The following is a 26553-nucleotide window of genomic DNA, read 5'->3' on the forward strand; positions in this document are numbered from 1 at the left end:
CCGTCAGTTATGTAAAATTCATAGTTAAAAATTAACGTTAGCTAATAGTTCATCAAACTGGTAAACTGGCGGAAAAATTGATCAAATTTTTGGAATACGTGCAAATTTAACCGACAAAGATGAAATTTCAACATTTACCGTTAATAAGTCATCTCCTGTAGCAGTAAATTTACTAACGTTTAAACGCCTGTTTGGACGTCAAATTTACAGGCTGCGAGGAGATTCATTGCGCGTGTTTCACTAAAATTTAGCTGCATATAGGCTAAACGGGTTCTTCTAAAGCCTTAAAATGTAAGCAAATTTAAAATTAAATCCGTCAAATTTAACTATTTTACTTTGTAGAGATAATTTAGGAGAATAAAACAAACAGGCTTTAAAAGCTAAATTTTATTCTCCGAAAGCAAGATAAAAATCAGCGGATTTATCAGCGTTTCTCCGCGTGCGGCGTAGAGCATGACGTCCTCGAAATAGTTATCGTTAATGCCGTAAACGTGATACTCGTACGCGCCGATACCGTATCCCATCGGAGTGATGTCTACGCGCGAGTACCAGGCGTCTTTAGCTAGGATATATCGGCTGGTGTCCTGCGAATAGACCCATAGCACGATATCATCTTTGTTTTTTTGTCGCATTAGCCACGTAAACGAGTTTGAGATGTCGTAGAAAAAGTACGTATCGCCGTTTGGCATCACAGCCTGAGCCGTGTTGTTTAGGTCGCTGATGAGAACCTTGCTCTCAAAGCAGAGGTATTTGTTAAGCTCGATTTCTAGCGGCTTTTTTTCTACGTTGCCGTGGCGAACGACGATCTTGCCCTCGCTAGTATCCACCGAAAACGCGAGCAGCGCCACCACGCCGATGAGTAGCACGGCGGCGAAAATTTGCTTTATCATAATAAAACTCCTCGCAAAAGGTAGTATTTAGCGACGAAAAAGCTGCAAACAAGAGCATTTACGGCCAGCCAAAAAGAGGAAATTTTGAGCAAATGCTCGTAAGGTTTTTTCACGATTAGCTCCACCAAAAACGCCGATATGCCGTAGAAAATACCCAAAAACAGCGAGCCCCAGATGAGGTAGCCGACGTAAAAATACTCGCCCTTTAGCATGCAGTACGGGCATTTGTGATTTGGTTGCTCGTAGACGTAAAGCCCGAAAAAATAAGTAATCGCGTAGTATGCAATAAATAAAAACAGCAGGTTGCAAACAAAGCTCGCCATCGTCTGTTTGAGTAAATTTAGCGTCAAAATGACCGCAAAAATGGCGTAGTAAAATATGACCAAATTTAACTTCGTGTAGCCAAACGGTAGCTTTGGCGCCTGAAACACGACCGAGCAGCAAAAGACGGGCACTTTTAACGGCACGTTACTAAAAAATAGGATCTCGGCGGCAAATTCGATCAAAACGCCGATAAAAAGCGCGGTGAAGATGATGTATTTTCGCTTTAAATACGGAAAATTCGTCGCCTTTAAATCAAGCGAATTTATGATGAGCCACAGTCCAAAGCCAAAGATAAGCAGCAGTTTTAGCAGTAGCAAAATGCCGCCAAATTCGTTTGATCCGATGACGCCCGCCGAGCACATGGCGCCGGGCACCACGTCTGCTAGCTCGTTTAGAGATAGCGCGAAAAATACGAACAAAACGATCTTGCAAACTACGGCGAAAAACAAAATCGTATTTACGAGGTAGTTGCGCTTTTCTAGGTCGTATTGTAAATTTGACGTCGAGTTAAAGTCCCACAGGCGCATGATACACACGACGAAATACTGCGAAATGCCCATCAGCACGATGATGATGAGCTCGATCAGCAAAAACGCGATAACAACGTCCGATAAAAATACGCTCACAGCATCTCTCCGTCTTGCATCCTCACGTAACCGTCCACGAAGTCCAGATCGTCAAACAAAATGTCGTGCGTGGCGACTACGACGGTCTTTTTTAGCTCTTTGAATTTTTTTAGCATTTCGATGAAGATGAGCGAGTTTTGTTTGTCCAAATTTGCCGTCGGTTCGTCGGCTAGTATGACGCTAGGATCCATCGCTAGAGCCCTTGCTATCGCGCATCGCTGCTTCTCGCCGCCGCTTAGCTTTGAGATGATTTGATCTTTTTTGTGCGCGATGTTGGCGAGATTTAGCGCGCGATCGATTTGCGAATTTAGCTCGGCTTTTTTAAGACTTGTTAGGCTTAGCGGCGCTAGTACGTTTTGATAGACGCTAAGGCCCTCGATCAGGTTAAACGACTGGAATATAAACCCAACCTCGCTATGTCTAAAATTTGAACTCATGATGTCTGGTAGTTTTGAGACGTTGCGACCGTTGATTAGCGCTTCGCCGCTGCTTGGTTTGCTAAGCGCGCCTAGAATGCCTAGTAGCGTACTTTTGCCGCTACCGCTAACGCCTTTTAGGATTACTAGGTCGCCGCTTTTTACCGTCAAATTTATATTTTTCAGCGCGTGAAATTCGTTTGGTTTGTTTTGATTGTAAATTTTACAGAGATTTTTTACTTCTATCGCGTTCATTTTACTGCCTCGCTCATGTCGCTAACGGCGATGCGCCACGACGGGATGATGACGAATGCCAAAAACGGAATCACGCTAAAAACAAAGATCAAAAACAGCATGTTAAAGTCGATGATCGGCGTAAAATCCGTAAAATTCGCCACCTCGCTGCCTAAAAATATATCGCGTAAAAACGGCGCGCCGAATAAAAACACGTAGAGATACGCTCCCGCGACGCCTAGCAAATAGGCGCTAAAAGAAACGACGATGTTTTGGATAAATTTAAGCGCGATGATATTTCTTACGCTAAAGCCGATACTGCGCAATATCGCGATCTCCTTTTTCTTCTCGCCGTAAGCGAGCGAAATTTGATTTTTCAGCAGGATGAAAAACGAAACCATCGCCACGACGTAAAGCACCATGAAAATGCCGCCTTTGTAGTAGTAAAGGTGCCTTATTTTGGCTACTCCGTCCTCGATGCTCGTAACCTCGGTGTTTGGATAGACGTTTTGGATCTTTAGGGCCACTTCGCTGATCTCGTTTACGTTTGGCACTTCGACGTAGAGTCTTGTGTATTCGCCCTCTTTTAGACTTAGTACTTCGCGCGCGGTGGCGGGATTCATGTAGATAACGTCGTTTGAAACGATGCCTGTTTCATGCGGCGCGGTTTTGTTGATCTTTATCGGGATCATTTTTTCTTCGGTTAAAAAGTTAAAAACGTCCTCGTAATAAAGCTCCGCCATCTCTTTTTTCACGCCTTCGCCCACGATCATCTCGTTTTCGTCTAAATTTTCATCGCCGACGATATGAAACCAGACTCTTTTTTGCGCGAAATAATACTCTCCCTCGACCGCTCCCTCGACGCTAGCAACGCCGGGAATCTTTGAGACGTCATAGATGTAGCCGTCGTGTATCAGGTCGCGTTTGCCCGCGCGTAGAGCTTCGACGACGACTTCCGGCTTTGAGCGAGTCAAATTCGTTAGGTCGCTTTGGATGGAGCTTGAGACGAAAAGAACCGCGCTTAAGATAAACACGATAAAAGCGAAGATAAAAAAGCTAAAAGCGTGATCGGCACGGTCTTTATAGAGCAGCGTAACTGCGTAATCGATAAAATTTTTACTCGGCATAGACAAACTTCCCGTACTCTTTTGAAATAAAATTCGTCGAAATTTGCGCGTCTTTGACGGATTTTTGGATCAAATTTAGCTGAGCCTCCTTGCTCGCTCTATCGTAGCCAAGGTAATGCGCCCCGATACAAAGGTAAAGAAGCGCAAAAAAGCCCGCTAAAACGCAGATAAGTCTCACATCAACCTCTCTACTAAAAGAGTCGTGATCTCGTCAAATTTGACGATCTGTTTGCCGCCGTGATCTTTGGCAAAGGTCTTAGCATCCTCTTCGCTGGCAAACGGTATGAGCTCGTTGCCCATAGGTCCGAGTACGTTTGAGCCGGTTACGTAGTAGGCGGTTCTGGCGTCGATTTTGTTTAGCTTGTAGTAGTCGCTAACGTAAATTTGATCGTCTTTTTTGCCTTTTTCGAAATAATACTTCATCATGTCCTTGACGCCGTCAAAGTAAAGCTCCTCTTTGCTTGTTTTTATCATCGTCGCCCACTGCGGGTTTTTGCCGATTAGCATACCGCAAACAGGGCAGCGTGCGCCTTTTGGTACGACGATCCTCTCGGCTTTTTGCGTTTTTTGCTTAGATTTTGAGGCTTGATCGCTCGTGCCTAAATTTGCCGGAGCGTCCCATAGATACAAAGCTGCGGCTTGTAGGTGCTTGTCGTACTCAGGAGCTTTGCTGGCGCCCTTTGCGTCGCATGTTTTTTTGAGGTGGGCTTTTAGCTCGGAGATGGCTTTAAAGCTTTTTGGATCGGTTTTCTCGCAGTTTGCTTCGTAAAATTCCTTGCCGTGCGCGTAAACGCCGCCTTCGCGTTTGGCTTTGATCATCTTGTTATCGCCCTCAAAGTCCTGTCCAGCGATCTCGTATGCTTTGGCAAAGTCCATTATCTCGCCGCCGTTTTCGGCTTGGAACTCTTTTGCGTCGGCCTCGGTTGAAAAGGCGTATTTGCTATTTCTAGTCATCGTGCCGCCTATTTTGCTGCCGACTACGTAAAAGGCTTTATTTGCATCGATCAAATTTAGATTTTTCGTATCGACGACCTGCGCGTCGCTTGGGATCTTGCCTTCCGTGAGCTCGTATAGGCAGTGGAGCGATGCTACTTGCTTGCCGTTATAAACGTGGTTTGTTTTATAAAATTTAACCAAATTCATCCCGCAAACGGCGCAGTACTCTTTATCCTCGCCGCTTCCTACGAGCGTAGCTTTGCTTGGATCCACGCTTTGAAACATCGGCTTCATCTTGCCGGCTTGTTCATTTGCTTCGGCGCCAAACATTAACGCCGCTAGTAGCGCCGAACCCAAAATAGAACGTAAAATCATATTATCTCCTTAAATTATTTAGTTTTATTTGTTTCCGGTTTTAAAAACTCCACATTCTCGCACGCGACTTTTAGGCCCTTTGCGCAGCTTTTGTCAAAGAGCTCTTTGGCCTTGGCGATATCGGCCGCGACACCTTTGCCCTCGGCGTACATTATGGCTAGGTTGTTGCAGCCTTTGTCGTAGTTTAGGTTGCAGGATTTTTCGTAAAATTCTTTAGCTTTAGCGTAGTCTTGCTCCGTACCCTGGCCGAATGCATATAAAAAGCCGAGGTTATCGCAGCCGATACCCACGCCGCCCGCGCAGGCCTTTTCGTAAAATGATTTTGCTTTAGCGTAGTCTTTTTCTACGCCCATGCCCTCAAGGTGCAGGTAGCCTAGGTTATTGCATCCCATCATATCGCCGTAGTTGCAGGCTTTGGTGTAGAGCGAGATGGCTTTTTTGATATCGGTTTTGACGCCTGCACCGTTTGCATAAAGAAGTCCTAGTGCGGTGCAGCCTTCGTCGTCTTGGCAGGCTTTTTCGTAGTATGCGGCGGCTTTAGCGAAGTCCTGAGTCGCGCCGTTACCGCTTTCGTAGATGTAGCCTAGGTTGTTGCAAGCAAGCGCAAATTTGGCATTGCAAGCTTTTTGGTATAAATTTATCGCCTTTTCGTAATTTTTCTCCACTCCGCCCGTGCCTTCAAAATACACCACTGCAAGGTTGTAGCAGCCCGATGCCTTGTTTTCCTCGTGGCAGGCTTTTTCGTAGATTTCTATCAGCTTTTTATGGTCGCCGCTTTGCTGGGCTTGCATGCCTTCTTGGATAAAGCCCGCGTTTGCGCCGGCGCATAAAACCGCCACCATTAGTAGTTTTTTATACATTTTTTCTCCTTTTAAATCGTTTTTACGTCGCGCCCTCTAAAGGCTAGCGCGGTTATCAAAAGCATGCAGCCAAGCGCGATATAGACGCTAATGTGTACCGGCGGCAAATCTCCGCTGGCATAAGAGTGCATGCCCGTTAGGTAAAAATTTACGCCAAAATAAGTCATCGCGATCGAAGCGTAAGAGAACACCGATGCGATCAAAAATACGTAGAGCGAATTTAGCTTCGGTATAAAGCGCAGGTGCAGCGCGATCGCGTAAACTAGGATCGATACGTACGACCATGTCTCCTTGCTATCCCAGCCCCAGTAGCGCCCCCAACTCTCGTTCGCCCAAATCCCGCCGAAGAAATTTCCAAGCGTTAGCAAGCAAAGACCGATGATTAGACTAGCTTCATTTATCGCTGCGATATATCTGATCTGCTCGTTTAACCGAGCTTCGCTAGCTTTGTTTTTAAACGCCATAAGCCCTAGCGCGATAAGACCCAGCACGCAGCCAAGGCCTAAAAATCCATAGCTAGCAGTGATAACCGATACGTGGATACTGAGCCAATATGACTTTAGTACCGGCACAAGGTTGGTAATCTGCGGATTTACGAAGCTCATATGCGCCACCAGCATCACGATGCCGGCTAGCAACGCAGCCGCAGCAAGCGCAAGCAACGAACGTCTAAAAAATATCATCCCAGCTAGCGCTCCCGACCAGCCGATATAGATCATCGACTCGTAACTATCGCTCCAAGGTGCGTGTCCTGAGACGTACCAACGCAGAGCTAAAGCCGCCGTATGCACGGCAAATCCCAGCGCAAATGCCGCTAAAATCGCTCGCTCAAGCGGTAAAATTCGCCTCGATAAAAACACTGAAGCAAGCCCAAGCAAAAGCGCGGCAAAGCCCAAAATCCAGTAGAAATAAACCAGTTTTTTAAACACCGAAGCACGGTTATAAAATACCTCGGCATCGACTCTGCTAACGCTAGGTAAAATTTCCTCCGAAGCCGTTCGCTGATAGTTTCTTAGCGCAGCTAGCGCGGAGTCCGCCTTGCTCCAGTCGTTATCCGCGATGCCTTCTTGTAGGCCAGTTATATAGTCGTTTAGCATGCTTTTTGCGTTGGTATCGACTCGCTCGTCGCCAAATGCGTCGTTTGGCGAGAGCCACGCATTTTGCGGGTCGTTTGCTACCGGGATAAATTTAAAAAACGTGCCCTTAAACGTGAGATACGCGATGTTTAGTCGCTCGTCAAATTTGATGAGGTCGTTATCGAGCGTACCTCGTTTAGAGAGCGGTTTTTCGTTCGCGGCTTCGACCTGCGCGGCTAGTTTATATTCGCCGTTTGCGTCAAAAGCGTCCCTAAAGCTCGCGTAATCTCCGCTCAAATTTAACATCTTTTTGATCTCGCCGTTTTTTATTTTGACGATTTTGATATCTTGCCACAGCGCGGGATTTAGATTCATCCCAAGCACGATTTGTTCGGCGCTTAGGCCATAAAGCGAGTCTGTGCCGGAAATTTTATTTACGATTTCGCCGGCTTCCGTGCTAAGCGGCTTTATCCTGCCCGCGTAGTCTTGCACTAGAAGCTTTGCAAATTCGCCGTTAGCGTGAGCGGCGGTGTTTGTGGCGAAAGTTTTTAAAATCTCGCTCTCGTTTTGCTCGGCTGCGTTTGCGCTAAAATTTAAAAAACCAAGTGCGATAAATGCTGCGACGAGCGAAAATCGGCTGTTTTTGATGAAATTTATGAGCTTTAAAAAGCGGCTGTTTTTGGTAAAAAAGTTGCCGATGACGCCGACGCAAAGCAAGAAATATCCGATGTAGGTAGGAATTTTACCAGGATCGCGGTTGACCTCTAGTACAGTGCCTTGCTCGTCCGCGTCGTAGGATGACTGAAAGAGTTTAAAGCCTTGCAAATTTAGCGGATGATTCATGTAAATTTTATATCTCGTTAAAACCTCGCCCGCGTCTGAAAGCGCCTCTACGTCGCTAGAGTATGAGGACGGGCTTTGCGAGCCTGGGTAGCGCTCAAGCTCAAATTTAATAAGCTTTATCGAAAACGGCAAGCTAACTAGCTTTGAGCCCCATGTTAGCATTATCTCCTCGCCGTCAAAATTTAGCGTGCTAGGCTCGCCCAGCCAGCCTACGCCGCCGTGGATTTTAGCCGTTTGTTCTCGCTGCCCTTCAAAACCGGCTTTTACTACGAGAGTACCGCGCTCGCCTTTGGGCGCTGGTTTATAGGAGTCAAATTTGACGGTGAAATTTTTGGAATTTATACTTTGCGTGAAGCTAAAATTATTATCGCCGATTTGGGATAAATTTAGCGGATACTCGAAAAATGCGTCTTTTGTGCGTATTTGCAAAAACGGCTTGACGCTTACCATCTCGTTTTCGCTCTCACCCGCTCTTACGTGCAGTACGCCCTCGGCGCCCAGATAACGCGTTAGCGCCGCACCGATAAAGATAACGATAAATGCCGCGTGAAGTACGAATGAACCGAAGCGGCGCCACATTTTTGTTTTTATGATTATGTCGAGTAGGCCCAGCGTCGCAGCGCCCATGACGCACTCGTACCAGCGCGCCTCATAGACTAAAATTTTAGCCGTTTGCGTATCGTAAATGCTCTCTAAGAAGGTTGCGACACCTGCACCCGCGGCAAGGATAAAGAGGAGGCAGAGCGCAAATTTGTAAGAAGTGAAAAATCTAAATAAATTTACGCCCAAAATCGCCTCTTTCGAATTTTTACATTATTATATCGTAAGTTTGACCTGCGTATAGTATAAACATTCTAAGAAGTAATACTCCGACCACGCTGGCAAGCGCGCTAACGTAGAACGCAAACGCGGTGTGAGCGATCTTTTTGCCGAGTGCGAAATTTAAAACTAGCGGTACGCAAAAACCAACGCCTACGACGCCTAGCCAAAACATCTTCGCATAAAATCCCTCGCTAAATGCGACACTCGCGGCTTTTTGCACGTCGCTTCCGGTGATTAGCGAGACGAAAATCATGCCGATTAGTAAAATTTCCATCGCCAAAACCGGCCACTCGACAGCGTGCAAGGTTTTTAGATCGCCGCCGTGCGGGTCAGCTCTAAAGAAAAGCGCGGCTATCAGGCTTGAGCCCGCGATGCCTGCCGATAAGCCAGACGCCACGAAAAGCGCAGGTAAAACAGCGGTATTAAGGATAGGAAATCTAACTAAAACCGAGATCAAAAATCCCGTATATGCGCAGATCGCGACCGCAAAAAGAAGCGTAAGCGCAAGAAGTAGCGGACGAAGCGCGTTTACGATTTTCATCACAAGCTCGAAAAGCCCTTTTAAAAAGCTAAGATTGCGCGTCAAAAACTCTCTTAGGCAATCTTCAAACGCATAAAGGCAGGCTACGAAGCTAAGCGGGATATAGACGCAAAGCGCTGCAACGCCCACGGACATAACCGATGTGAAGTTATAATTAATCAAAATTTTCCAAAAAAGAAGCGGTCGCTCTAAATCGGCTACCAGGCAGACCATGCCGAGTAAGATCGTAACTAAAGATAGCAATGACGCAGCCTTAAACAGCGGCGTGCTTTCGGTCTGATTTTTATAAAATTTGACGAGGATCGCGACGATCAAAGCGCCGCCGCTCATACCCGCTAGCAAGAGATAAACCGCTATCGGCCAGCCCCACTCTACGCCGTGCGAGAAGGTCGCAGTGAAATTTATAGCTCCGTTCATATCACACCCCCAATTTAACCGCAGGAATATAGCGCAGGCTCGGCTTCGTGCCGCACTCAGGATGCATGCGCAGGCTGTCTTTTACGCGAAGTAGCTGGCTGATGTGCGAGTTTTCGTCGTTTAGATCGCCAAATACGATCGCCTCGTATCTGCACGCCTCGATACAGGCGGGCTCGTGACCGTCTTTTAAATTCGTATCCAAGCAGAAGTTGCAGCTCTCTGCGGCTCTTGTTTCGTGGTTTATGAAGCGCACGTCGTAAGGACAGGCGACGATGCAGTATTTACAGGCGATACAGTCGTCGGTGTTCATCGTCGTAATGCCGGTTTTTTCGTCCTTGTGACAGGCTTTGGTCGGGCAGACGTTCACGCACGGTGCGTCCTCGCACTGCTGACAAGATACCCTGACGTAGCGCTTTTCTTTTAAATTTAGCGGATCGGTTTTATCCTGGATAAAAAGCCTCATCTGACCTTTCGGAACCGAATTTACCTTTTTACAGGCGATCTCGCAGTCGGTACAGCCGACGCATTTGTTCTGATCGAATATCATGCCATAGTGCGGCTTTTTGCCGTTTTCCGTTTGGGCGTCTAAATTTATACTCTTGCCCAGTACGCTAGTCGCTCCCGCAACTGCCGCGCCCGAAGCAAGGAATTTAAAAAACGTCCTTCTTGTATTTTGCTCTTTCATATTCTTCTCCATCCGTATGGATTAAATATCCTAAATTTATCTACCAACGCTACTTCCGTGGCTATGCGCGCCATGGAAATTTCGCGGCTGAGTTTCGCTTAGTTTTTTGGCTGCGCCGGCTAACTCGCCAGGTTTTAGCGCCTTTACTAGCTCGACTTCAAAAATCAGCGTCGAGCCGCCCGGTATCTCGTCCGCGCCCTCGTCTCCGTAAGCTAGGTGAGACGGGATGACGAATTTATATTTCGAGTTACCGTTCATCATCATGAGGCCCTCTTGTAGGCCGTCTATTAAATTTACCATAGAGAGGATCGCAGGCTCGTTTCTAGAGTACGTGTCGTCAAAAACTTTGCCGTTTATGAGGTAGGCTTTATAGTTTAGCGCTACGACGCTCTCAGGCCTTGGCTTGTCGCCGTCGCCGACGGCTATGACTTCGTACTGAAGCCCTGATTTAGTCGTTTTGACCTTTTTGTTTTTGGCGTTTTTCGCCATAAATTCTTCGCCCTCTTTTAAATTTTTTTCAAGCGCTTTTTTTAGCGCGTTTTGGGTTAGCTTATTTAGTTTTTCATCCCTTTGATTAAGCAGGGAGATTATTTCTTCGTCCGTTAGTTTTTGTTCTTTTTTAAAGGCGTCTGCAAAGCCGTCTAAAAGAGCCTTGCTGTCAAATTTAACGCCTAGGCTTTCTTGTTTTTTTAGTTGTGCGGATATATAGGTTCCGGTTGAAATTCCGATACTGTATGATTCTTTTTGCTCTTGCGTCATCGCCTCTTTGTCTGCAGCGCTTGCGTACAAAACGCAGCCGGCCGTTAGGTAGAGAGCTAAAAGCGGATTTTTGCTAAGTTTAAAACGCATAAATTTTACCTTATTAAATTTGGACGCCGTAAAATCGCGGCGTCCGTAATCGTATCATAAATTGTTGTTTATGATTCTTTGGGCTTCTTTGATGTACTCTTTAGAAGCGTCGAGTCTTTGTTTTGTATATTTAAAGCCGTGCATACCCCATGAGCCGTCTTTTTGTAGCAAGTCAACTGTGTCTTGCGCTTTTTCGATTAGCTCATAAACTCTCGTCTTATCGCTAGGGCTTAGTTTCTTAGTTTCTAAGATAGCATAAAGTCCCTCGATACCGATTTTGACTTGAGAGAAGTCGTTTTTAACAGGAGTTTGCCATCCCATTACTTCGTCGTAAACCTGTTTTTGGTTCTTGAAGTGTAGGGTAGGTTTTAGCTCAGATAGAACAGGGCTGTGGCAGCCTTTAGTATCTTGCATATCTTTATCCGCCCAAGACGTTCTAGCGCACGCCCACATTAGGTCAACGAAGTTATGTCCGTTTTTATCTCTTTGGAAGTGCCAATCTTTAGCATCTCTTGGTCCTTTAGCCGCGTCGCCCGCAACTAGAGATTTTCTAGCAGGATCTACGTCGATCTTCCAGATGTGCGATCTTCTTTGAGTATCGAATCCCGCGTTGTCTTGGAACTGAATAGCGTAGAAGTTCTCGCAGCTCATCATGAACGGCATATGGCAAGATGCGCAAGTGTTATCTTTATGCGTATCGGCTCTAGAAGCGATATATGCTTGCTCTTTGTGGCAATCTTGACAATCTTTTCTGATTTTTGGTTTAGTGTAAAGCGCACTTAGGTAGCCTTGCTCTGAGTTATAGTTTACGCCTTTGATAGTCTTATCGCCTACAACCGGACCTGTGTTATCGTGAGGATCGTGGCAAGTGGTGCAGCGCATACCTTTATCGTAGTGAGCGGTAAAGTATGATTGTGAACCCTCAGATCCGCATCCTGGTCCCATTGATTTAAATTTAGAGCTTAGAGATAGGTCAAGCTTGCCTTGGTTTAGAGGATTGGCTCTAGCTAGGTCTGGGCTATAGTTAAATCTTTGGTGACAGCGTTCGCAGTTTGAAGTTCTAAAGTTTGTAGCTCCGTCAAGGTGACCGCCGGCTCCGTGACACTCCTCACAGCTTACGCCTTTAGAGATAGTGTGCTTTTGAAGCTCTTTGGCATTACCAAGAGCCGCATAGAACTCTTTCTTAGTTTTAAAGTCAAATTTGAACGGGTGGCAAACTTCGCAGTAAGAACCGTTTGCTTGGAAAAACATCGACTTTTTGTATTTAGCGGCGTATGAGGCTAGGCCTCTGACGTATCCGCCGTTATCGCCGTAATCAGCTAGAGTTTCCGGAAAATCAGGAACGAAATCTTTGATTTTCTTAACTGTTTCGGGAGTTAAATTTAACGCCCAAGTTCTTTGGAATTGGTTACCGCCTGCTACGATCTGACCTGTGCCGTCTCGTAGCAAACCGCCCTCTACGTGGTAAGTTCCGCGCAAAAGCCACGCGTCTATGTAGCCGAATTTGGTTCTTAGGTGTCCGACGGTCGCATAAATAACATCTGGAGTAATACCCTGAGGCAAGATAGACGCGGTATCCGGGCTAAATACCGGATCGGTTAGGTTGTTATTAACCTCCGGGTGTTCGCCGGGGAAGCGGATAGTAGTGGCGTGGCGCGATCTGCTCCATACCTCGTACTGCGCAGGGTGGCACTCGCCGCACTTTTCGGATCCTACGAATTTGTTAGGAAACTGCAAAGACGAACCCGCAGGTATCCTATACATCATAGAGCTGTAGCCTTTACCGCCGTCTCTTTTACTAGCTTTTGACATGTCAAAGCCGTGACCTTCGGCAAGCCACTCAAGTCCACGGTCGTGAACGTCCAGTTTACCGACTGTTTTACCGCCGTATTTTGTGAAAATCGGGTGGTTTTTAAACAGCCACTCATACATCTCTTGCTCTTCTACGATGTAGTCTTGCAAGGATATTACGCCTCTACTTTGAAGCGTGCCTTTTGGGTTTGCTATGACGTCTCGCGCTTGTTGAGACATCTGCATGTTGTGTTCTTCGCAACAGGCTTGCGATGCGAAGACGCTAACGCCCATAAGCAAACCTAATAAGGTTTTACTTAAATTCCTCATTGCGCCCTCCTTATAAATTTTGGATCTAAAATCAAAAAGATTTCATACTGATAATGCTATCGTAAAAAGGGGGCGAAAAAAGGGGAAATTTAATAAATTATGAATTTTTAAATTTAATAGTAAATACTACGCCATTATTTATATTTTGCGCGTAAATTCGGGCGTTATTTTTTTCGGCTATTACCTTGCTCATATATAGTCCAAGCCCGCTGCCCGACTTTTTTGTAGTAAAATGCGGCTTGAAAATTTTATTTATCACGCCTTTATCTATGTTGCCGGCGTTATTTTCGAGCGTTATCGCTCGTTCTCCGTTTTGCAAAAGGGCGGTTATTAAAATTTGCATTCGGTTTGCTTGCGCCCGCTCTTGCGGCAGATTTAAAAATGCTTCTTTGGCGTTATTTATAATGTTAATTAAAATTTGAATGAGCTCGTTTATATTTCCGTAAAGCGTAAAATTTTCTTTTATCTCGACTTTTACGTCGATGACGTGCCTTTTGAGCGTCGCGTTTAAAATTTTACAAGCCTGCTCTATAGCTTGTTTTACGTCAAATTCGCTCTTTGGCATATTTGGATTAAAGAAATTTTTAAAGTCCTCGATAGTGTCAGACATAAATTTGATCTGCTCGTTTGCCTCTTCGATGGCCTCTTTTAGCCTCTGCTCGCTTAGTTTGCCTCGCTCGGAATAAAGCTCCAAATTTACCAGAGTCGAGCTGATCTGCGCTAGAGGCTGACGCCACTGGTGCGAGATGTTGCCGATCATTTCGCCCATCGAGGCCAGGCGGCTTTGATTTATCATCAAAAGCTCGTTTTGCAGCTTGGTTTTTTCGTTGCCTTTGTGGATTTTATAAACGAAAAATAAAAACGCCGCAAAGATCGCCGTGATCGCCACGCCGCTAACTATAAATTCTTGCTTGTGATAGAGCAAAATACTTTTTACCGGGATTTTAAAGCTCACCATTGCTATCGTGTCGCCGACTTTGCCCTCGAAATTATTTAAATTTCCGTATTGTTCGAGCATTTTTTTAGGCGCGCTGTTTATGTTGTGGCACTCGACGCAGGACGGGTGTGAGTTTTTGATAGGAAGGCCGACGAAAAAGTACGAGGCGTTTTGGTCTTTGATTACGTCAGAGTAGACCTCGTATTTGCCCTCCTTAAACCCTTCTAAAATTTCATTTTCAAACTCCGTGCCCTCGTGTTCGGGATTTAGCGGATTCGTCGCCGTTAGCCTGTAGTCGTAGTTTATGTTTTTTTTAGCGAGCTGGATTTTGTAAATTTGACGCGTGATGTAGGATGAGGACATGAGTCTGGGGTCAAAAAGGTCTTTGTCTATGATGCCGTGATCTTTTAGCTCATCTATGAGCGGGCGCTGGACGGTAGAGATGTAGTCGCGTATGCCGTTCATCGCATCTAGCACGTAAACGGCCTCCTGCTTGGCGTCTTTTAGCGCAAGATCGCGGTAAAAGTTAAAAACCAAAACGGTAATGGCGCCGTACAAAACGACGAGCAGCAGGACGATAAATTTAAATTTGGACTTCACATAGATATCCTACGCCGTATAAATTTTTGATTGTGTCTTTGCCGATCTTGCGGCGCAGCTCTTTTACGATGGTTTTGATGGCCTCTTTGGTCGGCTGTTCAAATTCCCACATGTAGTCAAATAGCTGTTCGTAAGTGATGGTTTGGTTTTTGTTGTTTAAAAAATACTCCAAAAGCTTGCTCTCGCTTTTGGAGAGGCGACAGGCCTCTTCCTTTATGTATATGATTTTTTTACTAAAGTCGTATTTGAGGTCGTCGTTGATACTAAACATCGGCGTATGATCGATGAGCTCCATCGCGACGTCTTCTAGCGCTTTTATAAACGTATCTTTATCGTAGGGCTTTGAGAGATATCTCGTGATCTTTAGCTCGACCGCGCGCCACAGATACTCTTGCTCAGTGTGGCTTGAGATGATGACGATAGGGATTTTGCGGTTTGCACAGCGGATCTTTTTGGCTACCTCTAATCCGTCCATGTGCGGGACGCTGACGTCTAGGACGAGCGCGTCGTATGAGCCGCTCATAGCCTCATCTAGCGCCTCGATGCCGTCGCTTACGCCTTTTACTTCGGCAAAAAACAGCTCGAGGGAGTCGATCATATTTTTTAATATATATGGTTCATCTTCTAAGCAAAGGACTTTTTTGTTGGATAAAACATCTAAAATAGAGTAATCTTGCATCTTTTTCTCGTACTAAATTTTACCGATACTAACACAAGCAAGCTTAAAATACTATTTTCAAGGATTGAGATATTAACTATAAAATATAAATTAATCAAAGTTTTTTGATGAAGCAAAATTTGGGGAAAAATTTAAAAGTTGGTGGAGTTAAGCGGGATCGAACCGCCGACCTCTTGAATGCCATTCAAGCGCTCTCCCAGCTGAGCTATAACCCCAATTGTTGAAAAGATTTTGGAATTATATCATTTTTATCTTACGAAATTTTGAAATTTGACGAAATAAAATAAAATTTTAAGCAAAAATCAGCTAAAATCTCATTTTTCAAATAAAATGCGGGAATAGCTCAGGGGTAGAGCACAACCTTGCCAAGGTTGGGGTCGCGAGTTCGAATCTCGTTTCCCGCTCCATCGGTTTTAAATTTAGGGAATTTTTGCCCGGGTGGCGGAATGGTAGACGCAAGGGACTTAAAATCCCTCGGTATTTTTTACCGTACCGGTTCAAGTCCGGTTTCGGGCACCATTGACTTTTAGGCGACATAGCCAAGTGGTAAGGCATGAGCCTGCAAAGCTTTGATCCCCGGTTCGAATCCGGGTGTCGCCTCCAAAAATTATAAGGAGAGAAAATGCGTTATTTACTAGTGCTATTATCTGCTGCTTTGTTTATGGTTGGCTGTTCAAATACTTGGCGCGGAGCCAAAGAGGATACAAATAACGCCGTTGAATGGTCAAAGGAAAAAGTCAATAAAGGCGCTTCCTACGTTAAGGAAAAAACCGAATAAATTTGGCTATAATTAGCCAAAATATTTTTACGGGAGATGGCTGAGCGGTCGAAAGCGGCGGTCTTGAAAACCGTTGAGGTGTGAAAGCCTCCTGGGGTTCGAATCCCTATCTCCCGGCCACTATTTAATTATTGTATTAACTCCTAATATATGAGTATCCCCAACTTTTAGTTGTATTTTTTTAAATTTTAGTAATTTTTTTTGATTTTATCGCGTGTATTATTTGCAGTTAAAGTAATAAATTCTAGCGAGTAACCCCGAATAAAACACAATTATTAACCACTAGCCTAAGGCAAAGCCACCAAATATAAATATCGGCATCGTTTGGAGATTCGCCGACTAGTCCGTGACATATTTTATTTCTGTAGTTTAGCCCCATCGGCTCCGTTAGTAGAAATTTTAGCTCTTCCGTCAAATCTCTCCCGAGCAATTCATATATTTTTGGTTCTTGTAAAAGCGAGTTTATGCTTTTTTCCGATTCTACGCCGTATTCATCGATAGTAGTCGTAGGAATTTTTTCTTATTGTAGCAAAATTCTCGTCAAATGCTCTATTTGAGGTATCAGCAAATGACTTGAAACCAAAAAATCTCTGTCAAAACCGTAATATAAACCTTGCGCCCAGATATCTGCCCTGCCAGCCGGAACCGTGCTAGAATTTCTGCAAATATCATAAATGAAGCGTATAGGCACTCTATGTTCCTCTAAAATTTGCCAAAATGCGGGCAGTATACTGCCGTCTACCGCCAACTTGACGTGTATATAGTATTCCTGGTACATTTCATGTTTTAATCGATCATCTTTTGTCGTTATTTGCGATGGTTTCCTTCCGTCGGTATCTACGTAAATTTGAGTAATAAAATTTGAAAGCAGAGACTCCTTTAAAATGCTCTCGGATGACTTTTTGATATCTTCATATAGCGGATTTGCTGTGATATTAGCTAGGCATAATATCGCTTCAGTTAGTTGCTTGCCTTTTACTGCTAGCTTTGCATTATTTTGATAGCGTGAAATATCAATCTTATCGGTAGCAATTAAGCTCATTTCACTTCCGATATCTTGATTATTTTGCTCTATCAGCTCGCGTATCTCGTCTATTTTTTGATCGATTCCTAGCCTATTTCTATCTTTTTTGGGAACGCTTCTAAGCTCTTTTAGCGCTTGCTCTAGATCTATTTTTGACGATATAGCGCCATTTCCTTTTGCTTTTTCTATTAAGATATTAGCTATTTTAAGTGCAGTTTCGGCTATTTTATGGCTATTTTCGAGCTTCCTATACCATTTTTGCGACTCTTGGTAATAGTCTATTGCTGCAATAAATTCTTCCTCTTTGGCAAAGGTATCGGCAAAATTTTCTAATTTTCCAGCTACGCTTGATTGCAGTTTTTTGTCTAGCTTAGCGATATCTAATAAATACGACATCCTTAAGCAGTAGTATTTATCGGCCGGTTCTGCCTTATTAAAACATTCTAAAATTTTATTCGATATTTCGGCGTATTGATTTTTTGTAATTTTAGATAGCTGCGATAGTCTAATAGCTCTTTCAAACGCATCTATCTTAAATTGATTTAGCGAGCTTGGCTCTAGAGATATTTTCGAGTACTCATTTGCGGCGATCTCTAAAAATTTAGTATTTTTGGGACTTTTTAAAATCCATAAAATATCGGCTATCCTTGATTTTAGTCTGCAATCGGTTATTTCATCCAAAATACTTTCGAAAAATTCCAAATCTTGCTCGGTAAAATCATCCAATATTGCCGGTCTGCCATTGCCCCAGATGCACCCGGCTTCGTACGGCTCGTTTAGGCTTCCGGGTTTTAAAGTCATAGAGCAAGCATTTCTTAATAAATAAAATACCTTGCTCGCTTTTAAATTTCCATTTCTAAAATTTTCCTTGCACAAGTCCGCAAATTTAAAACTGTAATCGTCAAAATATTTTGCGTCTTTGAGTATTTCGTTCAAGTTTATACCCAAAAAATTATCTTTAGTTATCGTTGTTTGCTGTATTTTTTCGATCAAATTTTATCCTTTTTAGACTAAATTTCTTACTCCGTCATCGCAAATTTGACCAATCTCGGCCGCGCGATACGCTCGTAGTCTTTCGTATTTAAAATGATAGAATGATCTAGCAAGCCTGCGTTAAAAGCAAGCTCGGCGTAGCGCGTAAATAAGTTAGGATCGGCGATTAGCTCTAACTCCTCGCAAAAGCTAAAGGGCGGAACGCTGCCGGGTACGCAGTCCGTTAGCCTCGCGACCTCGTCGGGGCTTGCTAGGCTAGCTCTTGATCCGCCAAGTGCGCGCGCGATGAGCTGTAAATCAGCCTTATAATCCGCCGGCAGCACCGCCAAAACATATCGTTTGGCGCCGCCACCTTTTATGGCGCAAACGAGCGCCTTTGCGCCCTGTCCTAGCTGCGTTCCGCGCGCTACGGCGACCTCGGCCGAGGTTTTGACGCTTTCGTGAGATACCGCGCGAAAGTTTGCGTTTTGCGCGCTTAACAGCTCTTTTATCTTCTCGAAAATTTGCTCGGACATCGCTATTCCTTTGGTTTAAATTTTAGTTTTGATTATACAGCAAATTTTAAAATATCCGCCTTGCCGCCCCGATTATTTTAAAGATTTAGCAAGCCAAATGCGTCTAAATTTAAATATTTTTTGGCTATCATTTCGTAAATTTGCCTTAAAATAAACGTAAAGAAAAAGAGCAAATTTACAAAGGAAAAATCATGCAGATCGACAAAATCCAAATCGAAGCGGGTTGGAAAGAAGCGCTAAAAGAGGAGTTTTTGAGCGAAAATTTCGCTCGCGTAAAGGAAAATTTCTTGCGCGCAAAGGCTGCCGGCGAAGTATATCCGCCAAACGCGCTGATATTTAACGCCTTTAATCTCACGCCGTTTAACGCCGTCAAGGTCGTGATCCTGGGCCAAGACCCATACCACGGCCCGGGGCAGGCGATGGGGCTAAGCTTCGCTGTACCGCACGGCGTCAAAATCCCGCCGAGCCTCGCCAACATCTACAAAGAAATCCGCGACGATCTGGGCATAACTGAGCCAAACTCAGGTGATCTGAGCTACTGGGCGAAGCAGGGCGTGCTGCTACTAAACGCGACGCTAAGCGTTAGTGCAGGGCAGGCTAACTCGCACTCAAATTTCGGCTGGCAGGAGTTTACGGACGCTGCGATCAGGAAGCTTAGCGATTGCGCCCAGAACGTCGTTTTCATGCTCTGGGGCAATCCGGCTAAAGCCAAAATCCCTCTCATCGACGCTAACAAACACCTTGTACTAACAGCAGCGCATCCAAGTCCGTTAGCGCGCGGCGCGTTTTTTGGTTGCAGGCACTTTTCAAAGGCGAATTTGTATCTCGCCGAACACGGCAAAGCGCCGATAGATTGGGATTTAAACAACGCTAGTTAGTGTGCTTTTATGCGGCTGCGACAAAACGAGCTTTTATGATTTGGCTAAAGCGAGTTTGCAAAATTTAGTAAGCATACAATTTTAATTGTGCCAGGCTACATTAAATTTGCATTCAAAAGCTTGCCAGACTAGGTTTGGCGGGTTTCAAATTTGATTGTAGAGATTTTGGCCCTACTCGGCAAAAGCAACTCAAATTTGTCTATACAAACGCCTACTTTTCCGCCCTCATCTCGTCTAGCATGGATTTTATCTTGGCAGATTCGCGCTCGCAAAATTTCTCGTCGCCGCTTTGCATGATTAGCGCCGCTTGGCCCTCCTGTGCCTTTTGTAGCTCGTCAAATTTAAGCTCAAAGAGCCTAAAGGCCTGCGGATCGTCTTTTAACTGCTTGGATTTTGTTTCGTAAAGCTCGTTTAGGTAAATTTTGCTTTGCTTCACGTACTCCTCGCACGCGTTTTGAGCGCCTAAAGCCAGTGCGCCCAGAGCGCAAAATATTAATATTTTTCTCATTGCCGTCCTTTAAATTTGCGAAATTATACACTTTTTTAGGATTTAAATTTTATAATTTTCAAAAATTTAAAGGTGGAAAATGAGACGAAAAGATAGAGAACTAACCGCGCAGGAGGGGCTTGAGATCATTGATGTGTGCGAATACGGCACGATCTCTTGCATTGATGAGGCGGGTGAGATTTTTAGCGTGCCAATCTCGGTCGTACGCGAGGGTGAGAGCGTATTTTTGCACGGCGCTCCTGCGGGTTCTAAGGCAAAGTTACTAAAAGACGGCAAGAGCGTGACGTTAGTTTGCGTGAGCTACGCGCGGGTACCGGTTCTAACAGACGAGCAGCTAGATGCGATCAAGGACGACGGCAAGGCGCTTGGCGCGAAAGTTTTTACGACCGAGTACAAATCCGCCGTCGCCATAACCAAGGCCTACACCGTGACGGACGAAGCGGCGAGGCTGCACGCGCTGCGGCTACTTAGCGAAAAATACACGCCAAACTACATGCGTACCTTTGACGTCGCAGCGTCTCACGGACTAAAAGCGATGAATATCTACGAGCTAAAGATCGCGAGCATAACGGCGAAGGCGAAGATTATTCGGGATTAAATTTGCGCTTTGGGGCGGCAAATTTGATAAATATATAAAATTTGGATAGTAACTAAGAATTTGAAAAAACAAAAAATCCCTCCAAGCGGAGGGATAAAAATTATTTAGGTAGCGTAGCTATAACTTGCTTCATTTGTTCAAGGGCAGGTTTGCAAGCGGCCTCTTGAGAGTCTTGAGGAAGCTGAGCAAACTGGGCCTTTTGATCTTCGTAAGTAGATTTCATAGCCGCCATTTGCGGATTGTCTTTTGTTTTTTCAACAAACTGGTCAACTAGCTTAAAGTACTCTTCGCAAGAAGGCGAAAGCTCAACCGTGGCAGCGGCATTTGCGCCCATTAGACCAAGGGCGGCGATTACTAACAATGACTTTTTCATATATTCTCCTTAGATGAAATAGGCGGGCATTATATCCTTTTTCTTTCCTTTTTTCGTAAATGAAATTTAAAAATTTCGTTAAAAATAAAAGTTAATTTAAATAAAAAATAGATAAAATTATACCTATTATCAATTTCTTAATATAAAGGGGATGTTATGGGTAAATTTAGCATTATAGCGGCTGCAGTTTTACTGAGTGCAGCCTCGGCTCTCGCACAGACAGGAGGAGTGGATAGCAAATTTAAGCGAGCCGATAGCAATGCAACCGGATCTGTAAAGCTAGATATGGTTTCCGTCACGGCAAACAGGAGTGAAACAGACGTCGCTAAATACGCGGGCCAAGTCAGCGTCCTAAATCAAAACGACCTTGTTAAATCGCCGTCCGTTATCGACGCCCTTGGCTCGGTGCCTGGAGTGATGCTCGGCAACGACCACGGCAGACAAGTCGGCCAATACTACAACATCCGCGGCTTTGGTTATCAGAGCGAAGCGCGCGTTATCATCGAACAAGACGGTATCAAGCGGTCGCCTTCACTTTTTTCTAATCAAATTTCAACCTTTCGCGTGGATAACGACTTGCTAAAACGCGTCGAGGTCGTAAAGGGCGCTAGCTCCGTGCTGCACGGCAGCGGCGCGGTCGGCGGTATCGTGAGTATGAAAACTAAAGACGTGAGCGACTTTATAAACCCGGGCAGCGACTACGGCGTCACGATCGGCCACCGCCAAGAAAGTAATCACATGAACTCAAATCGAGCCGCCGTCGCAGCTAAGCCGACGGAAAATTTCGGTATTTTGCTATACGGCAAGCATGCGGATTTCGGCAAGATAAAGATGGCTAGAGACGGCAAACGCTCGGGCGTGAAATATGCAGAAAACGACGAGCAGGTAAACACCGTCTTTGCCAAAGCCGAGTGGGCGATAACCGACGAGCATGCTTTGGAGGCTAGCGTATTTAACTACCACGAAAAATTTTCCTCCTCGCCTTGGCAGTCGCTTTTCTGGAGCGAGGATGTGGAGCTGCCTACCTCGGGACGGCTAAAACAGCGAGACTATAGTGTGATATATAAGTATACTCCGCTTAATAATAGATGGATAAATTTCTCCGCTCAGTACTACAACGCAAAAGCCCTAAATCACAGGATCAGAACAGGCTTTAGCAGAGGCAATCCCGTCTACATCGACTACAAAAACAAAGACGACAGATGGGGCGTCAGGCTCAAAAACGAAAGCCTCTTTGACACCGGCGTGCTAGAGCACAGGCTGGTTACCGGCATCGACTACGAACACAGAAAAGAGGACGCGATATTTTGGTACAACGGCGCGCTTAGCGACTTTGGCTCATTTCCGAATTTTTACAAAGACCTCGGTATATACGCGCAAGACGTATTTAGCGTAGGCAAGTTCGAGTTTACTCTGGGCGGTAGATTCGATAAATTTAAACGCGGAGTCAAAAGCGGCGATCGCAACTCATACTCGGAGTCTAGATTTTCTCCAAAACTGGGCCTTGCATACGAGGTCTTTGACGGCATAAATTTACTCGCAGGCTACGCAGAGACCTTTAGAGGACCGACGCCAAACGAGACGTCATCAGCCGGCCCGCTAAATCCGCATTACTGGTACATGCCAAATCCCGACCTAAAGCCTGAAATCGCAAAAGAGTACGAAGTGGGCTTTTCTATCGACAAACAGGGACTTTTGGGTGATGACGAGCTGTACTTTAAGGCCACTTACTACGACGGCAACATCAAAGATATGATAAATCTAAAAGCAAGACCGGACAAGGGCAATCCGCCGTTTGACGCCGAAGCGCCGGGCAGACGCTACGGTATGTACGAAAACGTAGATAACGCAAAACGCCGAGGCGTCGAGATCGAGTCCAAATACGCGATAAACAACCTTACATTCTCGCTCGGATATGATCATACGAAAATTTACGACAAAGCGACCAAAAAGATACTCACAGTCTACGCTGATAAGCTAACTTTGGGCGCGATGTATAGATACCAGCCGTGGGGGCTTAGTCTGGGCGGCGATATGACGCATTGGTTTAGGCCTAACAACGACGAGAAATACTACGTCGTGCGCGGTCAAAAATACGAATACGTAGACGAAACCTTTACTATCGTAAACTTTAAAGGTAGATGGGAGCCGAAAAATTTCGACAGCCATCTGCTAAACAAAGGGCTAAAAATCAGCTTTGGCGTAAACAATATCTTTAACAAAGAGTACATTTTCGCAAACGGATTTAAAAATACGACCAGAGTGGGCAAAGGCAGAAACTTCTACGTAGATTTTGAGAAGACGTTTTAAATTTGACGCGGCGAGCGAGCTAAATTTGGTTTAAATTCGGCTCGCTTTAGCCGTTAAATTTACCGTTTTTGAGGGCTCGTTTTTGTTTAAATTCTCATTTACTAGGGTAGGGCGCTAGCGTCAAATTTTGCTTTTTTACCCGCTCAAATTTGACCCACCCGTTCCCGCAAATCCGCTTCTTAATTTAAATTTGACTATAATGTCTTAAAATTTAAAAGGAGCAAATTTGCAAAATTTCGCCTTGAAATTTCGCCCGCGCAGTTTGGACGAGATCTGCGGACAGCGCGAGCTGGTGGGCGTTTTTAAAAAATTTATCGAAAATAAAAAAATCCCGCATAGCATATTTTACGGGCCGGCAGGCTGCGGCAAGACTAGCTTTGCTCGCGTCGTCGCGCGGTCGATGGAGTATGATTTTTACGAATTTGACGGCGGAAATTTAAAGATCGAGGAATTTCGCAAAATCCTAAAAAACCACGAAAATGCACTCTCTAAGCCGCTATTTTTCATCGACGAAATCCACCGCCTAAGCAAAACGCAGCAAGAAGCCCTGCTGATACCGATGGAAAACTACCGCGCCGCCATAATCGGAGCCAGCACCGAAAATCCCTACATCACGCTAAGCTCGGGCATCCGCAGCCGCTCGATGTTATTTGAGTTTAAGCCGCTTGCGAGCGAGGATTTTGAAAAACTGCTTGAGCGCGTGAGGGACGAGGTTAAATTTGACATCTCAGACGAAGCTAAGGCCTATCTCGTAAAAAGTAGCGGCGGAGATGCGCGCGGACTGTTAAATTTGCTCGAGTTTGCCGTGAGTCTGGATGAAAAAATAACGTTAGAAAATTTAAAAACGCTGCGAGCTAACGCGGTTAGCGAAGGCGTTAGCGATGACGATGTGCACTATGGGCTGGCAAGTGCCTTTATAAAAAGCCTGCGGGGAAGCGATGAAAATGCCGTCATGTACTATCTAGCAAGGCTTATCGACGCTGGCGAGAGTGCTGATTTTATCGCGCGCAGGATGGCGATATTTGCCAGCGAGGATATCGGTAACGCAAACCCTAACGCGCTAAATTTAGCCGCTAACGCGCTAGCTGCCGTTAGCAAGATCGGCTTTCCTGAAGCGCGGATAATCCTGGCTCAATGCGCGATGTATCTAGCCCACTCGCCAAAGTCAAACTCCAGCTACAAGGCCATAAACGCCGCACTGTCCTACGTCAAAAACGAGCCGCCGCTAGCCATACCGCCCTATCTCATCAACACCGCGCCCGAGGCCAAGGACTATCTGTATCCGCATAGCTTTGGCGGCTGGGTAGAGCAAAAATACCTAGAAAAGCCGCTTAAATTTTACGAGAGCAACGGTATCGGCTTTGAAAAGACGCTAGATGATTGGCTGGTTAAAATAAAATCTAAGGGTTAAATTTGGAGTGATTGCGGCGGATGACAAAATTTAAATTACTTACATTAAATTTGCGCCGATCAAATTTACCCATGCCATCGCGTCAAATTTTACAAAAAAGTATCGCAGTCAAATTTGCCTCGTGTTGGATTTTGCCAAGTTCGTTAAATTACTCGGCAAATTTACTCAAACTCCAAACGTAACGGCAAAATCCAATTTAAAAACGCTTCAAAAATCGCTATTTTACGAAATTCGATCCAAATTTGACCTATATTTTTAAAATAGGCTAAAAAATTTTTATTATTTATTTTAGTTTTATATTTTTTTAAATATACTTGAAAAATTTTAAAAAATAAAGGCAAATCCATGCTCACCGACCTTGTAAGCTCTATAAATTCATTCCTTTGGGGGCCGTATTTCCTCATCGCGCTACTTTGCGGTACGGGGCTTTACTTTACGATTAGGCTTCGTTTCGTGCAGATTTTTAAGTTTAAAATGGGCCTTAATAGGCTTTTTGGCAACTTCTCATTGCACGGCGAAGCGGCGGGAAAATCGGGCATGAGTTCGTTTCAGGCAGTCGCCACGGCCGTCGCGGCGCAGGTGGGCACGGGCAACCTCGTGGGCGCCACAACCGCGCTCATCATGGGCGGACCGGGCGCGATATTTTGGATGTGGTGCGCGGCGTTTTTAGGCATGGCGACGAATTTCGCAGAGATCTGCCTCGCGCAAATTTACCGCACCAAAGACGACAGCGGGCACATGATCGGCGGACCGGCGTTTTATATCAGTCGCGGGCTAAAGAGCCGCTACGCCAAGGTTTTGGCGGCATTTTTTGCGCTAGCGATCATTTTGGCGCTCGGATTTATGGGAAACATGGTGCAGGCCAACTCGATCTCGGACGGATTTAAGGGCGCGTTTGGCATACCGCAGTGGGCGAGCGGACTATTTTTGGCTGCGATTTGCGCTATGATATTTATCGGCGGGGTCAAAGCCATCGCCAGAGTCGCCGAAAAGATTGTACCTATCATGGCGATCCTGTACGTCGCGGTCGGACTTGTGATCATTTGCTTTAATCTTGATAAAATTCCGGGCGTCATAGCGCTTATATTCGAGGCCGCGTTTAATCCGTCCGCAGCTTGGGGCGGCGCTACCGGAGCCACGATCGCTACGGCGATGAGATACGGTATCGCGCGCGGACTGTTCTCAAACGAAGCGGGCATGGGCTCGACTCCTCACGCGCACGCTGCGGCCAACGTCAAACACCCGGTAGATCAGGCGGTGCTCGGCATCATGAGCGTGTTCGTCGATACATTTATCGTGCTAAATATCACCGTTTTCGTCGTGCTTAGTGCCGACGTGATACATTTTGAAAACGGCAAAGCCGTGCTAACTGGCATCTCGCTCGTGCAAGAGGCCTTCTCGACGCATGTTTTGGGACACGCGGGCGGCTATGGATTCGTAGCGATTTGCTTGTTTTTCTTTGCTTTTACGACGATTTTGGGCTGGTACTACTTCGCCGAGATCAACGTGCGCTATCTTTTTGGAGCCAAATTCGTGCGAATCTTGCAGATATTAGTCGTCGGATTTGTGTTCGCGGGCAGCTTGCTAAAGATAAATTTCGTCTGGGAGCTAGCCGATATGTTTAACGGCCTCATGGTGCTTCCAAACCTGATCGCCATCATCGCGCTTAGCCCGGTCGTAGTTAAGCTCCTAAAAGATCACGATGCGGGCAAGGAATACGAACAGAAAAACTATGTAAGAGAGCCGAATTTATTTTAGAAAACTTAAAATTTTAATGTAATTGCTATTTTATATATTTTTGCTGTAA

The 26553-nt window shown here is 45.2% G+C and carries 26 protein-coding genes and 5 tRNA genes; 10 read left to right on the forward strand and 21 right to left on the reverse strand.

Annotated features, from left to right (window positions below):
• Positions 1-380 precede the first annotated feature (380 nt).
• From CSHOW_RS00130 to CSHOW_RS00200, 15 genes are all read right to left on the reverse strand, one after another.
• Positions 381-890, reverse strand: coding sequence for a hypothetical protein (locus CSHOW_RS00130; protein ID WP_004321763.1), 510 nt, complete (start codon positions 888-890; stop codon positions 381-383).
• Positions 887-1840, reverse strand: coding sequence for a hypothetical protein (locus tag CSHOW_RS00135; protein ID WP_004321765.1), 954 nt, complete (start codon positions 1838-1840; stop codon positions 887-889). Before CSHOW_RS00135 ends, CSHOW_RS00130 begins: the two co-directional genes overlap by 4 nt.
• The gene (locus CSHOW_RS00140) at positions 1837-2511 is read right to left on the reverse strand and encodes an ABC transporter ATP-binding protein (protein WP_004321767.1); all 675 of its coding nucleotides are present in this window, start codon (positions 2509-2511) and stop codon (positions 1837-1839) included. Before CSHOW_RS00140 ends, CSHOW_RS00135 begins: the two co-directional genes overlap by 4 nt.
• Positions 2508-3617 carry an ABC transporter permease gene (locus CSHOW_RS00145; protein ID WP_004321769.1) on the reverse strand — a complete coding sequence of 370 codons (1110 nt, stop codon included), beginning with the start codon at positions 3615-3617 and terminating at the stop codon, positions 2508-2510. The genes CSHOW_RS00140 and CSHOW_RS00145 overlap by 4 nt, the downstream gene beginning before the upstream one ends.
• Positions 3607-3795: a hypothetical protein gene (locus tag CSHOW_RS00150; RefSeq protein WP_004321771.1), complete on the reverse strand. Its 189-nt coding sequence runs from the start codon at positions 3793-3795 to the stop codon at positions 3607-3609. The genes CSHOW_RS00145 and CSHOW_RS00150 overlap by 11 nt, the downstream gene beginning before the upstream one ends.
• On the reverse strand, positions 3792-4928 hold the full coding sequence (locus tag CSHOW_RS00155; RefSeq protein ID WP_004321772.1) for a nitrous oxide reductase accessory protein NosL: 1137 nt from the start codon (positions 4926-4928) through the stop codon (positions 3792-3794). Before CSHOW_RS00155 ends, CSHOW_RS00150 begins: the two co-directional genes overlap by 4 nt.
• Positions 4929-4942: 14 nt before the next feature.
• Positions 4943-5788, reverse strand: coding sequence for a cysteine-rich Sel1 repeat protein (locus CSHOW_RS00160; RefSeq protein WP_004321773.1), 846 nt, complete (start codon positions 5786-5788; stop codon positions 4943-4945).
• Between the two features lie 11 nt (positions 5789-5799).
• Positions 5800-8496, reverse strand: coding sequence for a cytochrome c biogenesis protein CcsA (ccsA, locus tag CSHOW_RS00165; protein ID WP_004321775.1), 2697 nt, complete (start codon positions 8494-8496; stop codon positions 5800-5802).
• Between the two features lie 19 nt (positions 8497-8515).
• Positions 8516-9487 (reverse strand): NrfD/PsrC family molybdoenzyme membrane anchor subunit, encoded by a 972-nt coding sequence (gene nrfD / locus CSHOW_RS00170; RefSeq protein WP_004321776.1) that lies wholly within the window; start codon positions 9485-9487, stop codon positions 8516-8518.
• Position 9488: 1 nt separating this feature from the next.
• Positions 9489-10172, reverse strand: a complete 684-nt coding sequence (locus tag CSHOW_RS00175; protein ID WP_004321778.1) for a 4Fe-4S dicluster domain-containing protein — start codon at positions 10170-10172, stop codon at positions 9489-9491.
• 36 nt (positions 10173-10208) lie between these two features.
• On the reverse strand, positions 10209-11021 hold the full coding sequence (locus CSHOW_RS00180) for an FKBP-type peptidyl-prolyl cis-trans isomerase N-terminal domain-containing protein (RefSeq protein ID WP_004321780.1): 813 nt from the start codon (positions 11019-11021) through the stop codon (positions 10209-10211).
• A 54-nt stretch (positions 11022-11075) separates the two neighbouring features.
• Positions 11076-13142 (reverse strand): cytochrome c3 family protein, encoded by a 2067-nt coding sequence (locus CSHOW_RS00185; RefSeq protein WP_002953273.1) that lies wholly within the window; start codon positions 13140-13142, stop codon positions 11076-11078.
• 97 nt (positions 13143-13239) lie between these two features.
• On the reverse strand, positions 13240-14679 hold the full coding sequence (locus CSHOW_RS00190; protein WP_004321781.1) for an ATP-binding protein: 1440 nt from the start codon (positions 14677-14679) through the stop codon (positions 13240-13242).
• Positions 14663-15358 (reverse strand): response regulator transcription factor, encoded by a 696-nt coding sequence (locus CSHOW_RS00195; protein ID WP_004321782.1) that lies wholly within the window; start codon positions 15356-15358, stop codon positions 14663-14665. Before CSHOW_RS00195 ends, CSHOW_RS00190 begins: the two co-directional genes overlap by 17 nt.
• Before the next feature lie 139 nt (positions 15359-15497).
• Positions 15498-15573 (reverse strand) — tRNA-Ala (locus tag CSHOW_RS00200).
• A gap of 117 nt (positions 15574-15690) precedes the next feature.
• On the opposite strand from CSHOW_RS00200, the gene CSHOW_RS00205 reads away from it, so the two are divergent.
• From CSHOW_RS00205 to CSHOW_RS00225, 5 genes are all read left to right on the forward strand, one after another.
• A tRNA-Gly gene (locus CSHOW_RS00205) sits at positions 15691-15765 on the forward strand.
• 25 nt (positions 15766-15790) lie between these two features.
• Positions 15791-15877 (forward strand) — tRNA-Leu (locus CSHOW_RS00210).
• A 10-nt stretch (positions 15878-15887) separates the two neighbouring features.
• A tRNA-Cys gene (locus CSHOW_RS00215) sits at positions 15888-15961 on the forward strand.
• A gap of 19 nt (positions 15962-15980) precedes the next feature.
• Entirely contained in the window at positions 15981-16136 is a 156-nt protein-coding gene (locus CSHOW_RS00220) for a hypothetical protein (protein WP_004321784.1), read from the forward strand.
• Positions 16137-16166: 30 nt separating this feature from the next.
• A tRNA-Ser gene (locus tag CSHOW_RS00225) sits at positions 16167-16256 on the forward strand.
• A gap of 124 nt (positions 16257-16380) precedes the next feature.
• Here CSHOW_RS00225 and CSHOW_RS10620 read toward each other — a convergent pair.
• Genes CSHOW_RS10620 through CSHOW_RS00240 form a run of 3 tightly spaced genes read right to left on the reverse strand, consistent with a single transcriptional unit; the run spans position 16381 to position 18668 of the window.
• Positions 16381-16650 carry a DUF4209 domain-containing protein gene (locus tag CSHOW_RS10620; protein WP_081451820.1) on the reverse strand — a complete coding sequence of 90 codons (270 nt, stop codon included), beginning with the start codon at positions 16648-16650 and terminating at the stop codon, positions 16381-16383.
• Between the two features lie 6 nt (positions 16651-16656).
• A complete protein-coding gene (locus CSHOW_RS00235) occupies positions 16657-18153 on the reverse strand; it encodes a DUF7380 domain-containing protein (protein ID WP_004321786.1) in 1497 nt (498 codons plus the stop codon).
• 26 nt (positions 18154-18179) lie between these two features.
• Complete coding sequence (locus tag CSHOW_RS00240) at positions 18180-18668, reverse strand: YbaK/prolyl-tRNA synthetase associated domain-containing protein (protein WP_004321788.1); 489 nt, start codon at positions 18666-18668, stop codon at positions 18180-18182.
• 191 nt (positions 18669-18859) lie between these two features.
• Between CSHOW_RS00240 and ung the strand changes: the two genes are divergently transcribed.
• Entirely contained in the window at positions 18860-19546 is a 687-nt protein-coding gene (ung, locus tag CSHOW_RS00245; protein WP_004321791.1) for a uracil-DNA glycosylase, read from the forward strand.
• Positions 19547-19757: 211 nt separating this feature from the next.
• On the opposite strand, the gene CSHOW_RS00250 is transcribed toward ung, so the two are convergent.
• Positions 19758-20054 (reverse strand): hypothetical protein, encoded by a 297-nt coding sequence (locus tag CSHOW_RS00250; protein WP_004321793.1) that lies wholly within the window; start codon positions 20052-20054, stop codon positions 19758-19760.
• A gap of 79 nt (positions 20055-20133) precedes the next feature.
• On the opposite strand from CSHOW_RS00250, the gene CSHOW_RS00255 reads away from it, so the two are divergent.
• Positions 20134-20652: a pyridoxamine 5'-phosphate oxidase family protein gene (locus CSHOW_RS00255; protein WP_004321797.1), complete on the forward strand. Its 519-nt coding sequence runs from the start codon at positions 20134-20136 to the stop codon at positions 20650-20652.
• A gap of 100 nt (positions 20653-20752) precedes the next feature.
• Here the strand turns inward: CSHOW_RS00255 and CSHOW_RS00260 are convergent, their stop codons facing one another.
• On the reverse strand, positions 20753-21025 hold the full coding sequence (locus CSHOW_RS00260) for a DUF5339 family protein (protein ID WP_004321801.1): 273 nt from the start codon (positions 21023-21025) through the stop codon (positions 20753-20755).
• Between the two features lie 156 nt (positions 21026-21181).
• On the opposite strand from CSHOW_RS00260, the gene CSHOW_RS00265 reads away from it, so the two are divergent.
• Both CSHOW_RS00265 and CSHOW_RS00270 read left to right on the forward strand, forming a co-directional pair.
• On the forward strand, positions 21182-23335 hold the full coding sequence (locus tag CSHOW_RS00265) for a TonB-dependent receptor domain-containing protein (protein ID WP_004321802.1): 2154 nt from the start codon (positions 21182-21184) through the stop codon (positions 23333-23335).
• Between the two features lie 226 nt (positions 23336-23561).
• Positions 23562-24746, forward strand: coding sequence for a replication-associated recombination protein A (locus CSHOW_RS00270; protein WP_004321804.1), 1185 nt, complete (start codon positions 23562-23564; stop codon positions 24744-24746).
• Between the two features lie 161 nt (positions 24747-24907).
• Here the strand turns inward: CSHOW_RS00270 and CSHOW_RS00275 are convergent, their stop codons facing one another.
• A complete protein-coding gene (locus CSHOW_RS00275) occupies positions 24908-25093 on the reverse strand; it encodes a hypothetical protein (protein ID WP_004321808.1) in 186 nt (61 codons plus the stop codon).
• Between CSHOW_RS00275 and CSHOW_RS00280 the strand changes: the two genes are divergently transcribed.
• A complete protein-coding gene (locus tag CSHOW_RS00280; protein WP_004321810.1) occupies positions 25092-26504 on the forward strand; it encodes an alanine/glycine:cation symporter family protein in 1413 nt (470 codons plus the stop codon). The two genes, CSHOW_RS00275 and CSHOW_RS00280, sit on opposite strands and share 2 nt — an antisense overlap.
• The last annotated feature ends 49 nt before the right edge of the window (positions 26505-26553 follow it).

Origin of the sequence: Campylobacter showae, assembly GCF_004803815.1 — a bacterium.
In the GTDB taxonomy this organism is placed as follows: Bacteria; Campylobacterota; Campylobacteria; order Campylobacterales; family Campylobacteraceae; genus Campylobacter_A; species Campylobacter_A showae.